Below are 11,855 nucleotides of genomic sequence, written 5' to 3'. Positions count from 1 at the left end.
TCACCCGATCCTTCTTTCATTTACGTTGGTAAGGTCCCGTTGGATTAGGTTTATCGTTCAGGATGCCGCGTCGGTTTCCGTATATATACTCCTGTGCAGCTTCCTTGCCGTAAAAATATTCTATAAACAGCGCTTCGGAATAGTTGGTGAAGCTTTCGTGAATCCACATGTCGGCTATATCTTTGGCAGTGATATTGTTGCCAAACCATTCATGTCCACTTTCGTGTACAACGATGAAGTCCCATTTCTTTCCCCATCCTGTGCCGGACCCATCTCTTCCTAAATAGCCGTTCAAAAACTTGTTACCATACGCTATGGCCGATTGGTGTTCCATGCCTAGATGTGCCGTTTCTACTATTTTATAGCTATCTTCATAAAAGGGGTACGGCCCGAACCAATATTCAAAGGCTTCTATGGTCTGTCTGACATTTTTGCGAAGATGTTCTTTTTTGTCTTCGTCTGTCATTTTCTTTAAGGATATAATAGACAACATCGAGCTCTCCCTTTTCACCTTTAATCTTTTCATTGAAAGTGATGTAATCACCAATGTTTACAGCAACATTATAATTGTTTATGGGGTTAACAACTTTCCAATGATATTTGGTATAGCCGTTGTTTAGTGGTTCTACCTTTTCAAGGCGGCCGTTAGAGACGTTGATAAGTCCATTCGGTACAGCCACGGAAATTCTCATGCTGTCCGGTTCGTCGGACTGATGGTCCTTGTTGGGCCACCAAGCACTGGCTCCTAAGCCTTGTACGGCTGTAGCTACGAAAGGTTTGCCGTTGGAATCCTTTTTCCAGTCGAATCCTCCAATCCAAGGAGCCCGCGTAGCTTGTATAGGGTTTCCTGAATAATAAACGGTAAACGAGTCTGTCTTTCCGCGCTTGATTTTCTTGGGAAAATGTACGAACACCGCGTGATGCTGACGGTCGAATTTTAGGTTTTTGCCGCGGTAAACGATTCTGTCGATGGATAGATTGTCAAAAAGGTCTATCTGTAGGGTCTTAAAATCCTCGACAGTCTTAAACCTTATAAGATTCGATCCGGAGATATATTTCTTGTCAATGTCAACCTGTATATCCAAGTGATAGTACTGTACATCATAGCAAGTACGTAGGGGTGTCAACTGCCCCCGCAAGGAATCAGCCTTTGTAAATAAATCTTTGGCCAGCATAAGCTGCGCTTTCGCGGTGGTGGATGCTAAGAATAAAGTTCCTGCTGCAAAGAATGAAAGAAATAGTTTATTCATGGATTTCAATATAATCTTCGGTTTTAGGAATTTTATTCATGAATTCTTTCCAACTTTTGGGGATGGTTGTCAGTTTTCTTTTTTCGAGGTCCAGCCATGCTCCGTCCACATTGACTGTAGCGGCTATGCTGTTATCTCCTTTGATAATCTGATGGCGGAAGGAAAACCTGCCGTTTATGGTGTTGAACTTGCTAAGCGCCGTGCTTACCTTGATATATTCGTCAAGTCTTACTTCTCTGTGATAAACCAATTCTTCACGGAAAAGTATAGGACCTATATTATATTGAGCAAACTCGTCCAGAGAAAGTCCTATGCGGTTGAGCATATTGCTTCGTGCTTGAGCGCAGAAATCCGCATAAGCGGAATGCCGTAAATGTCGGTTTGCATCTATCTGAGCCCAAAGAACTTGGCCTTCGTAAAATATGTTGTCCATAAGTATTGTCTTAAAAGGTTTCCTAAATATAAGAAAACGTTTTAAAAAGACGAGCTTAGAGGAAATAAAGCACAAGGCGATATGTTTATTTCATATCGCCTTGTGCTCATAAAGTATTTTGTTGAATGTTATTGCGCTCCTGATGCAAGTTGCATAAGTATGGCTGTCAGCCAGCCTGCATAGGTTCCTATGGCATAGCTGAACACAGAAAGGATTACTCCGACAGATATCAACGAAGGGTGAAACGCAGCCGACATTACTGAAGCCGAAGCAACGCCTCCCACATTGGACATACTGCCCACGGCAAAGTAGAAATAAGGAATTTTGAAAATCTTAGCAACGATAAATAACAACAAAGCATGGAAGGATATCCATAGTATTCCAACAATAAATAATCCCGGATTGTCAAGAATTGCTAAAATATCCATTTGCATGCCTATTGTTACAATCAACATGTATAACAAGACGGTACCCAGTTTGGATGCACCATAATTTTCATAATGGCGTGCTCGGGTGAAGGATAAGCAAATGCTGAATATGGTTGAGAAAAGGATAATCCAGAAAAAAGTGTTTGTAAGGGAAAAGGTAGAAAGCTGAGGGTAGTTTTCCGAAACGTACTGAGCTAACGGCTCCGCTAAGTAAGTGGCCAATCCCGTTCCAGCGAACGCTAAGGCAAGCATGATGATGATATGCTTGGCCTCCGGCATTCTAGCATTTTCTTTGGCTCTTTTTTCCAGCTTTTTTTTTCAGATAATCCACGTCCGAAGAGTCGGCCTTCAATAGCGCGTCCATCTTTTTACTTTGGCCGGCCCCATAAAGCAAAATTGCCATCCACATATAGGCAACAAAGGCATCAACCGCAATTATAGCAGAAAATAGGTGTGGAGAAGGCTGTAAAATTTCTTTCAATGCCACTTGGTTGGCACTTCCTCCGATCCACGAACCTGCAAGGGATCCCAATCCTCGCCAAACGGCATCAGGCCCAATACCGTCCACAACTTCGGGTGCAACCAAAGAGGTAAGCCATACGGCTAATGGCCCTCCAACGACTATACCTATTGTTCCGGTGATGAACATTAACCCAGCTCTTTTGCGGAGAGCCCACATCTCTTTGAGATCTAAATTTAATATAAACAATATTAAACAGGCAGGAAGAAAATAACGGCTCCCTATGGTCGTAAGAGGAGAGTTTTCTCCGTCAAAAACATTGAAAGAATTAAGCAGTCCCGGAAGGAAATAACATAGGAGCAGAGGAGGAAAGATATCGTAGAATTTTTGAATAAAGGGGTTCTTGATGCCAGAAGTATAGAAGACTAATCCTAGGATAGTCATCAAAATCCCAACAATAACGGTGTTATTTGTAATTAAAGGTTCTATAGTTTGCACGTTTTCCATGATTTTCTCTAAAACACCGTGAAAATATGCAATATTTTTGACCTTTTTTGGTTTAATTTTAAAATAAAGAGACTCATGTTAATATCTTTTTTACGCAAAATGATTTGTATCTTATGGCGTAGAAGAATGCGTTGTGAGTCCTGATAAATATTAATTATTATTGTGATAACCTTAACCTAACCCCAAAAAGAGTATATGAGTAAGATAAGAGTTTTAGTGGTTGGCTGTGGCAATATGGGGGCTTCCCATGCGAAAGCCTATCACGATATGTCGGAATTTGAAATTATAGGTCTTGTGTCCAGAGGTGATAGCAAGAACGAATTGCAGAAAAACACTGCAGTCAGACTATCCACTTTTTGATGATTATGAGAAAGCTTTGAAAGCTACAAAGCCGGATGCTGTCTGTATTTCCACCTATCCGGACACACACGAAGTATATGCTATTAAGGCTTTTGAGCAAGGAGCTCATGTATTTATTGAGAAACCTTTGGCTGATACAGTAGAAGGAGCGCAGCGTGTCATAGAGGCGGCCCAAAGAGCTAATAAGAAACTTGTGGTAGGCTATATTTTAAGGCATCATCCTTCCTGGATGCGTTTTATCGAAGAAGGGAAAAAATTAGGGACGCCTTTGGTTTTTCGTATGAATCTGAACCAACAAAGCCATGGCTATATGTGGGATGTACATCGTAACTTAATGAAAAGTTTAAGTCCTATAGTGGATTGTGGGGTTCATTATATTGATGTAATGTGTCAGATGACGGATGCTAGGCCTGTGGCAGTAAGTGCTATAGGAGCTAGACTTACAGAGGATATCCCACATGATAATTATAATTATGGACAACTACAGATACGTTTTGATGATGGCAGTGTGGGATGGTATGAAGCAGGATGGGGTCCTATGGTGAGTCAAACGGCATTCTTCGTAAAAGACGTCTTTGGACCTAGAGGATCTGTTTCCATCATAGCGCAGAGCGCCTCCAAAGATGGTGCGTCAGATTCCGTAGAGTCCCACACCAAGACTGAGTCTATCCGTGTACATCATGCCGATATCGACGCACATAACAATTTTGTAAAAGAAGATGAATGGATTAACCTTGAAGATGAACCCGATCATCAGGAACTTTGCAACAGAGAACAACGCTTTTTCTATGATGCCATCATCCACGACAGAGACCTTACAAAGTCCATGCAAGATGCACTCAACAGCCTGCGTATAGCGATGGCTTGCGATGAAAGTGTTAAAACCGGAAAAATTATCTCTTTATAAACGAGTAAGAGCCGATAAAGTTATCGGCTCTTGCTTTATTAAGACTATGGAATGTTCAGGTATTTATGAGTTTGCAAAGAAATATTCCATTTCGGGTTTTCTTTGACATATTCTATTATTAAAGGCGTAATTTCTGACGCCTTGGACCATTCAGGCTGAAGGTAAAGTTTACAGTCTGGACCTACAAGCTTGGCATGGTCTTCAGCCCATTTGAAATCGCTTTTGTTGAATACAATAACTTTGAGCTCCCCCGCTACTTTAAGGATTTCTGGTCTTGGCGCTTTGAATTTTTTTGGCGAAAGAACAAATCCAATCCCATGTACCCGAAAGAGGATAGGCCCCGGAAGTTTCTATATGCGTTTTTATTCCTTGATTTTTTAACTGCTGTGTTAAATAGTCATAGATTATAGATAAGGGGTTCACCTCCGGTCACCACTACCGTCTTAGCGGGATAAATAGATGCATTTTCCACTATTCTGTCTGCCGCTGTCAGTGGATGAAGCTCTGCATCCCAACTTTCTTTGACGTCACACCAATGGCAACCGATATCACATCCTCCCAATCGAATAAAATATGCTGCTTTTCCGGTATGATATCCTTCTCCCTGTAAGGTGATAAAACTCCTCCATCAGAGGCAATAGTGTTCCGTCTTCTGGTACTTGATGTGACATTTAAAATTATTTTGCGTGCAAAGTTACGGATAATAATATTAATTTCATGTCATTAAATGGATTGCAGCCAATTATAAACGGAAGGAGTAGAGGCTATATAAAGCGCCACAAAATACGTATATTTATAATAACTGACTAATTACTAACCCGGGATGAACTGGAAGGTAAAGGTTCTCTTCATTATACTATCTCTATTATGTGGTTTACGAACTACATTATGGGCGGATGGATCAAAAGATCTTTATCCTCGAGGAGTACGCGGTACCAGAGCCATGCTCGAACCCCATATTCTTAATCAAGCCAATTCCAATGCTGCGCGCTTCTATAACCATGCGCGTCACTTTGTTTACGCCAAAATGAACGAAACCATTGCTGTTGCGTCTAGTGCTATGGGAGTTGGCGCTGGTGGCATACGCATCATGAGCCAACAGGTGTTACCACAGAATATTTCGGTCCTTTGGGTAGAATAGTAGGTAGTGGAGGCCTAACAAATCGGGAAGCTGAGCTTGCTGGTCCTAGGGCAGGCTATACACCTTATGAGTTTGCAGTGAATGAAGAGGGTATCTGGACAGTAGAATTTATCAGTCCGGTGAATAATACGGGAGGCAACTTTTCTCCTACGTTGGTAGCTGCGGACGACGAGTGGGCACAAAGTGCGAACTCCAATTTTATAAGTGCTTGGGATATTTCTGTACGTAATGCCTCCGATACAGAATGGATTTCAGGACGAGTATATACAAATGTACTGAACCTTTATATGAACGGAGGGTTGATGAATAGTGAGGATTACGGATTTTTCGGGGTGAATTATGTGTTGACGAGAGACGGAAATCTTTACAAAGTTGACGGAAATGGTTTTATAGGACTTCGGTTTACTTATTTTGTCAATAATTCCGGATTTCTTGACGATAATGGTAATCCAAGTTATAAAAGTTCAAGTGCAGGTTATGGCGCTAGGATTCACAATCCTAATGATCCGGATGTCAATTCGCAATATGTAACACATAAGATGTTTTATGCTTTGCCGAGCATAGACTTGCCTAGCAGCGGAGTCGGTTTTTTCGGCGAAACATGGCTGCTAAGGGATCCTCTTACCGCGACTGTAAGTAATATTCGAATAGGATCCTCTGAAAATACTATTCAGCATGTAAATACTAAAGGAATGTTTATACATTTTGAAACTAATTATGCGGGAAGGTATAGGGTCAATATTAAGAGTAAGAGTCCTACCTTTAATTTCCCTCCTAAGGACATTATTGTCTATGCTGAAATGGGAGATAATAAAGTGTTTTGGGATGGATTGGACGGAGAAGGGAAGTATCTCCCTATAGGTAAATATGATATAGACGTTACTGTTGCAATGATAGAAGGAGAAGTCCATTTTCCATATTTCGATATGGAAATCAATCCGCGTGGTCTTTTGCTATATCGTATAGATAGAGCAGGAGCAACGATAGGTCCTGCTACCATATATTGGGATGACAGTAAAATCCCTTTGGGTCCTAATGTAGAAGAACACTCCAACCCGCTGGTCAATCTTTCCGGAATTCCTAGTAATGTGAATGGACACCGTTGGGGAACGTACAGTGTCACTACACCCGCAACCAATCAGAATATTAACAACAACTTTTATACGGGGGCTAATAGCTTTGGAAACAATATGGCTATGGACACGTGGTCCTATGCGGTGCAAATAGAAGAAAAGATGGAGAAAGAGATTGTAGTGGAAATAGCCGATCTGGAGACAGTAAGCATTGAGGCTAATAGGGACACTATCGAACTTAATGAACAAGTTGAATATAAGGTTATAGTAAAAAACAATGGTCCTTCACATGCCCTAGGTAACCGATATGAATTTGATCTTCCCCAAGGATTTTTTATAGATAATGTAACTTACCAAACCAATGGATGTGCGGTAATAACATCTCAACAGCTTAATCAGCATTCGCTTCGAACAATAATGGATATAGACAATGGCTGTGAGGTGATTCTTACCATAACAGCACACGCCAACAATGTGCCGGATGAGACCTATGGATATGTTCGTGCCTTGGCAGGTATGGTTCGGCCTCCAGGATATATAGATCCGGATGCTACTTCTTCTGATATTACTATTGATAGACCTTTATCTGCTCAGGAAGAATGTGCTCCTACGGAATGTAATAACATCAAAATTCATGACGAAGTGTTTTTGTTGGAACCATACAATGAAAGAGGAAAGATTGCTTTGTTGAAAACCGCTAACCATATTGACCGAAACGGCTCCGGCTTTCAGGAGGAAGGAGAAGAAATTGAGTATGTTTTTACGATTAGGAATACTGGTTTGGTGGCGGTAAAAGATTTTCAGCTAACGGATAGTCTTCTAAATGTTTTTGCAGATGACGTGAATGTTACCCTCTTGCCAGAGGAAGAATACTCCTTTTCAAGACGCTATACCATAAGAAAGTCCGATATAGAGCGTGGATATGTCTTGAATCAGGCGTTGGTGATAGGAAAGAACCCTCGAGGGTTTGATGTGAAAGACTTGTCCGGCACATCCTTCGATAATAACAACATTACAAGAATAGATATCGCACCTGCACCTTATTTTCGCTTAAGACTGAGTGTGACAAATACAGGCACAGGCGAGAATAATCAATTTACCATAGGAGATACCATACGTTTTGAATATACCGTTAAACATGAGGGAGTAGTTTCTATTCAGCAGCTCAGGGTGCAACATGATTTAGTAATGTCAGATCCGGTAGTAACTTATGATTTTACTTTACAAAATAGGGATTTATGCTTTAATTCACAGTATGTTATAACAGAAGAAGACATTCAGAGGGGGGCTATTGTTACATCAGCATCCTTATGGGGCAGGGACACTAAATATGGAAATGAACTGAGAGATTTATCCGGATTGACATTTGAAGATGACCAGAGCCTAGTTATCCCATTAGCGACAGCGCCTACGGCCGTAGCCGATCGGATTGCTTTGTATCAGGGACAGGAAAAAGAACTTAACATTTTAGATAATGACCGTAAAGGATCCAGTGAGTGGAACTCCGGAAAAATTGAGATTATCGAAGCTCCGAGTATGGGTAATGTTCGGGTGGAAGGAATAAAAGTATTTTACAAACAGCATGACAACTTTGAGTCGGGAGAAGATTATTTCACCTATCGTATCGTGGATAACAGTCGGTTGGCAAGTAATGCTGTTAGGGTGGATCTCACGATTCTGAAGACCTCACCTCAAGCCGTAGATGATTATTTTGTGCAGCCTTACAATGGTAAGATTCAACTTTCTGTGACGAGAAATGATTTTGTGGAATATTCGGAAATTGATGAGGAAAGTGTGAGAATCATCAGCAATCCTTCCCACGGTAGTTTGAGATATCAGGGTAATGGTATCTTCATCTATGAATCCGAAAAGACGTTCTCGGGAATAGATCAATTTACCTATATTGTACGTGATAAAAATGGCAACTGGTCTGAGGAAGCTACTGTACAGATAGAGGTAGCAGGTCTTGTGTTGCCAAACGTCATCACACCCAATGGTGACGGCTATAACGATACATTCGAAATCATAGGGTTATACAAATATGATAGATGTGAGTTCCAAGTGTTTGATCGTTTCAAAAATGTAATCTATAGTAATGACAATTACAAAAATGATTGGGTGGTACAGCCTAATGTAACTGATGGTACTTACTTCTATCTGGTAAGACTGTGGGACAAAGAAAAGAAACCTACCGTTATAAAGGGACATGTCCTCATCACGCGGGAAAAGCTGCGGTAGCCTTTTAATCATGCCATTCTTCGCGCCCTAAAATTTTTTTATTCTCGTAATGTATGATTTCTTCCTCTGTAATAGGAGTGGAGAGGGTAAGGCTTTTCAGATTGGGCTGTCCTGCATCTACCCAGGCGCTAAACCAATAGGAAGCCACATAAAAGATAGAAGAGCGGAAGCGACGTTCTACCATACCGTTCAGCGCAGCGTGATATTTTTCTGCATAATAATCCGAATAGGTATATACAAGCTGCTTGTTACGCTCGACATATGATTTAATGTCCGCCGCCTTCATGGTTTGGGAAAGTTCCTTTTCTATCATTAAGACGGAATCCACAAGGCTGTTGCTTTCCCGAACGATTCTCCATGCGGTTTCCAGTGGATTGTTTATGTATCGTGCAGGACCTATAAATAGATCGTACTGTTCCATAAACATCTCTGGAAGGCGTGTTTCCCATAGGGCATGTATTCCTACTTGATTGGTAAACTGCCCATTATAGTTACTTGTCGTATGTAAAGGTACGTGGGCATCGGCGATATAATGTCCTAAATCCGCACTATGACGTATTATCTTCGCTACATCATTATTCTTGAATGCTTCAACAAGACTATTGTAGGAACGATATATCTGCCAAGGGACAATGCCTTTGGCTATTAAAGCGCGTTCGGTGAACTTCTCTTGCGCCTGAGACCAATGAATAGGAATAGAGTCTATGTTCTCATAGGTATCCAAGTCGATGAAATGTCTTGGACTTTCAGCCGTATCAATGTAGCAGCGCTTGTCAGCATCTACGGCCTTGTTGGTAATCTGACTGATATAGGACTTATAAAAAATGGCCATTTCTGCAGGTAGGAGAAAGACTGCAGTTTCATTGATTTTCTTGTGAGGATTAAAGCCCCAGCTACAAAGGCTCATTAACGCTACAAACAACCCTAATCGGATGATGTTCATAACTAGTTAATTGGTTCTTTCAAATTAAGAAAAAGTCAACAAATTTTAATATTGTTTTGAATTAAAAATTTTATGTACTAAAATTATGTAATTTCGATACGGAGATTAGCGAAGCTGATGAAGATTCTATACGCAATTCAAGGAACCGGCAATGGGCATTTGTGTAGGGCTATGGACATAATTCCATGCTTCAGGCCTTCGGAGAGGTAGATGTGTTGATAAGCGGAATACAGGCGGATATTATCTTACCTTTCGATATCAAATACCGATTGCACGGCTTAAGCTTCATCTTTGGTAAGTCTGGAGGTGTGGACATCTGGAAAACCTTTATGAGCTCCACCGTACGTCAGGTCATCCGCGAAATAAACTCCGTTCCGGTAGAAAATTACGATTTGATTATTAATGATTTTGAACCTATAACAGCATGGGCTTGCCATACTAAAGACATTCCCTGTATAGGTTTGAGTCATCAGATAGGAGTGATGCACCCTAGTGCCCCTAAGCCGGAGGAGACGGATATGATGGGAAAATTTATCATGAAAAACTATGCACCTGTTTCGTATGCCTATGGCTTCCATTTCAAAGAATACCATTCTTCCATTTATACTCCTGTTATTAGAAAAGCAATCCGCGAGATAGAGCCTACCAATAATGGACATTATACGGTTTACCTTCCTTCTTATGACGATGCACATCTAATAAAGCATCTGACAAAGTTTGTCGATGTACAATGGGATGTCTTTTCCAAGCATAATTCCAAACCCTTTCGTTATAAAAATGTTAAAATACAGCCCATCAACAGTGACCTCTTTATCAAGAGTATGGCTTCTTCATCAGGGGTACTGTGTGGTGCAGGCTTCGAAACACCTGCCGAAGCTTTGTATCTAGGGAAAAAGATTCTTGCTATTCCTATGAAAAACCAATATGAGCAACATTTGAATGCAGCAGCATTGATAGATCTCGGGGTGCCGGTGATAAAAAGTCTGAAGAAAAAGTATGAATACGATATAGAGTTATGGTTGAATAGCGATAAGGTGGTGCAGGTAAATTATCCTAACAACACCATGCAAATCATAGAGACCATAGTCAACAGACATAAATAACATTTTTAATTATCAACTTATGCATTACAATAGATTGGGAAACTCCGAACTAAATATCTCGCAGATCGCGTTAGGATGCATGTCGTTGAAATCAGACTCTGCTGAATGTTCTTGTATCATTGAGGCAGCCTATGACTGTGGAATAAATTACTTTGACACGGCAGATCTATATGATTTTGGGGAAAACGAGGTCTTATTGGGTAAAGCCTTGAAGAAGTTTCGTGACAAGGTATATATAGCTACAAAAGTCGGTAACAGATGGAAAGAAGATAGGTCAGGATGGACCTGGGATGTGTCTGCGAAATATATTTTTGATGCTGTGGACGCATCTTTAAAACGACTGCAAACGGACTATATTGACGTCTATCAAATACATGGTGGTACGAAGGAAGATAATTTTGAAGAAGTGTTGGACACGTTAGAAACATTAAAAGCACAAGGAAAAATCCGCTATTATGGCATTTCTTCTATCCGTCCTAATGTTTTTCTTCGCTTTACCGAACAATCCAATATTATATCAAATATGATGCAGTACAGTATGTTGGATACTCGCCCTGAAAAATATTTCGATAGATTTAAAGACAAGATTTCGGTTTTAGCAAGAGGGGCTTATGCTCAGGGTGTTTTGTTAGGAAAAGCTAAAGACTCCTACCTTTCCCATTCTTCCACCAATATGCAATCCATTCTTACTTATTTAGAGGAGTTAGCTAGTCAATATCAACTGCATAAGGAAACTATAGCTTTGGCTTATGTTCTTCGAAAAAAGGTTGTAGCCTCAAGTATAGTAGGAATTAGAACTTATGGAGCAATTTCTTGCTTTGAAGCAAAGCATCATAGAACTGGATAAGCTAAATATCGTCTTCGATGAAAGTCGTATTCCTAAGATAGATTATACGGACCATTTGACATAGAGCAATATGTAGCTGCCCTTTTCTATTTAGAGAAGGCATAGCTTCGAAAAAGGAAAATCAGTTTTAGTGGTTGTCAACCTTATTGGGATTGGGAGGAAGAG

At 40.6% G+C, this 11,855-nt stretch carries 12 protein-coding genes and 1 pseudogene; 6 read left to right on the top strand and 7 right to left on the bottom strand.

Annotated elements, in window-relative coordinates; all coding sequences use genetic code 11:
* Positions 1–16: 16 nt before the first annotated feature.
* The 5 genes from SD31_RS18330 to SD31_RS19855 all read right to left on the bottom strand — a co-directional run bounded on the left by SD31_RS18330 (position 17) and on the right by SD31_RS19855 (position 3,078).
* Complete coding sequence (locus SD31_RS18330; RefSeq protein WP_052258632.1) at positions 17–466, bottom strand: M1 family aminopeptidase; 450 nt, start codon at positions 464–466, stop codon at positions 17–19.
* Complete coding sequence (locus SD31_RS04025; protein WP_052258631.1) at positions 402–1,250, bottom strand: hypothetical protein; 849 nt, start codon at positions 1,248–1,250, stop codon at positions 402–404. The genes SD31_RS18330 and SD31_RS04025 overlap by 65 nt, the downstream gene beginning before the upstream one ends.
* Positions 1,243–1,683: an acyl-CoA thioesterase gene (locus tag SD31_RS04020; RefSeq protein ID WP_039053191.1), complete on the bottom strand. Its 441-nt coding sequence runs from the start codon at positions 1,681–1,683 to the stop codon at positions 1,243–1,245. The genes SD31_RS04025 and SD31_RS04020 overlap by 8 nt, the downstream gene beginning before the upstream one ends.
* Positions 1,684–1,811: 128 nt before the next feature.
* Positions 1,812–2,390 carry a DUF819 domain-containing protein gene (locus tag SD31_RS19860; protein WP_197053525.1) on the bottom strand — a complete coding sequence of 193 codons (579 nt, stop codon included), beginning with the start codon at positions 2,388–2,390 and terminating at the stop codon, positions 1,812–1,814.
* A 1-nt stretch (position 2,391) separates the two neighbouring features.
* Positions 2,392–3,078, bottom strand: a complete 687-nt coding sequence (locus SD31_RS19855) for a DUF819 domain-containing protein (RefSeq protein WP_197053524.1) — start codon at positions 3,076–3,078, stop codon at positions 2,392–2,394.
* 195 nt (positions 3,079–3,273) lie between these two features.
* Here SD31_RS19855 and SD31_RS19850 point away from each other — a divergent pair, with 195 nt between their 5' ends.
* Both SD31_RS19850 and SD31_RS18315 read left to right on the top strand, forming a co-directional pair.
* A complete protein-coding gene (locus tag SD31_RS19850) occupies positions 3,274–3,438 on the top strand; it encodes a Gfo/Idh/MocA family oxidoreductase (RefSeq protein WP_262506523.1) in 165 nt (54 codons plus the stop codon).
* Between the two features lie 16 nt (positions 3,439–3,454).
* Positions 3,455–4,345: a Gfo/Idh/MocA family protein gene (locus tag SD31_RS18315; RefSeq protein ID WP_262506522.1), complete on the top strand. Its 891-nt coding sequence runs from the start codon at positions 3,455–3,457 to the stop codon at positions 4,343–4,345.
* A gap of 44 nt (positions 4,346–4,389) precedes the next feature.
* On the opposite strand, the pseudogene SD31_RS04005 reads toward SD31_RS18315, so the two are convergent.
* A pseudogene (locus SD31_RS04005) lies at positions 4,390–5,016 on the bottom strand (7-carboxy-7-deazaguanine synthase QueE).
* A 152-nt stretch (positions 5,017–5,168) separates the two neighbouring features.
* Here SD31_RS04005 and SD31_RS14875 point away from each other — a divergent pair.
* Positions 5,169–5,486, top strand: a complete 318-nt coding sequence (locus tag SD31_RS14875) for a hypothetical protein (protein WP_052258630.1) — start codon at positions 5,169–5,171, stop codon at positions 5,484–5,486.
* Positions 5,474–8,797, top strand: coding sequence for a gliding motility-associated C-terminal domain-containing protein (locus tag SD31_RS04000; RefSeq protein WP_052258629.1), 3,324 nt, complete (start codon positions 5,474–5,476; stop codon positions 8,795–8,797). Before SD31_RS14875 ends, SD31_RS04000 begins: the two co-directional genes overlap by 13 nt.
* Before the next feature lie 4 nt (positions 8,798–8,801).
* On the opposite strand, the gene SD31_RS03995 is transcribed toward SD31_RS04000, so the two are convergent.
* The gene (locus tag SD31_RS03995; protein WP_039053190.1) at positions 8,802–9,740 is read right to left on the bottom strand and encodes a zinc dependent phospholipase C family protein; all 939 of its coding nucleotides are present in this window, start codon (positions 9,738–9,740) and stop codon (positions 8,802–8,804) included.
* 185 nt (positions 9,741–9,925) lie between these two features.
* On the opposite strand from SD31_RS03995, the gene SD31_RS03990 reads away from it, so the two are divergent.
* On the top strand, positions 9,926–10,843 hold the full coding sequence (locus tag SD31_RS03990) for a glycosyltransferase family protein (protein ID WP_231561150.1): 918 nt from the start codon (positions 9,926–9,928) through the stop codon (positions 10,841–10,843).
* A gap of 19 nt (positions 10,844–10,862) precedes the next feature.
* Positions 10,863–11,690 carry an aldo/keto reductase gene (locus SD31_RS03985; protein ID WP_052258628.1) on the top strand — a complete coding sequence of 276 codons (828 nt, stop codon included), beginning with the start codon at positions 10,863–10,865 and terminating at the stop codon, positions 11,688–11,690.
* Positions 11,691–11,855: the final 165 nt, after the last annotated feature.

This window comes from Sphingobacterium sp. T2 (assembly GCF_000814685.1).
GTDB classification, from domain to species: domain Bacteria; phylum Bacteroidota; class Bacteroidia; order Sphingobacteriales; family Sphingobacteriaceae; genus Sphingobacterium; species Sphingobacterium thermophilum.
The sequence above is the reverse complement of the archived record's forward strand: the minus strand, read 5'-3'. Positions and strand labels throughout refer to the sequence as shown.

What these genes read in the sequence shown, in the direction of transcription:
- SD31_RS14875 (WP_052258630.1), top strand. Translation starts at nt 5,169, where the DNA reads ATGAACTGGAAGGTAAAGGTTCTCTTCATTATACTATCTCTATTATGT.
- SD31_RS03990 (WP_231561150.1), top strand. Translation starts at nt 9,926, where the DNA reads ATGCTTCAGGCCTTCGGAGAGGTAGATGTGTTGATAAGCGGAATACAG.
- SD31_RS03985 (WP_052258628.1), top strand. Translation starts at nt 10,863, where the DNA reads ATGCATTACAATAGATTGGGAAACTCCGAACTAAATATCTCGCAGATC.
- SD31_RS04025 (WP_052258631.1), bottom strand. Translation starts at nt 1,250, where the DNA reads ATGAATAAACTATTTCTTTCATTCTTTGCAGCAGGAACTTTATTCTTA.
- SD31_RS19850 (WP_262506523.1), top strand. Translation starts at nt 3,274, where the DNA reads ATGAGTAAGATAAGAGTTTTAGTGGTTGGCTGTGGCAATATGGGGGCT.
- SD31_RS03995 (WP_039053190.1), bottom strand. Translation starts at nt 9,740, where the DNA reads ATGAACATCATCCGATTAGGGTTGTTTGTAGCGTTAATGAGCCTTTGT.
- SD31_RS19860 (WP_197053525.1), bottom strand. Translation starts at nt 2,390, where the DNA reads ATGCCGGAGGCCAAGCATATCATCATCATGCTTGCCTTAGCGTTCGCT.
- SD31_RS18330 (WP_052258632.1), bottom strand. Translation starts at nt 466, where the DNA reads ATGACAGACGAAGACAAAAAAGAACATCTTCGCAAAAATGTCAGACAG.
- SD31_RS19855 (WP_197053524.1), bottom strand. Translation starts at nt 3,078, where the DNA reads ATGGAAAACGTGCAAACTATAGAACCTTTAATTACAAATAACACCGTT.
- SD31_RS04020 (WP_039053191.1), bottom strand. Translation starts at nt 1,683, where the DNA reads ATGGACAACATATTTTACGAAGGCCAAGTTCTTTGGGCTCAGATAGAT.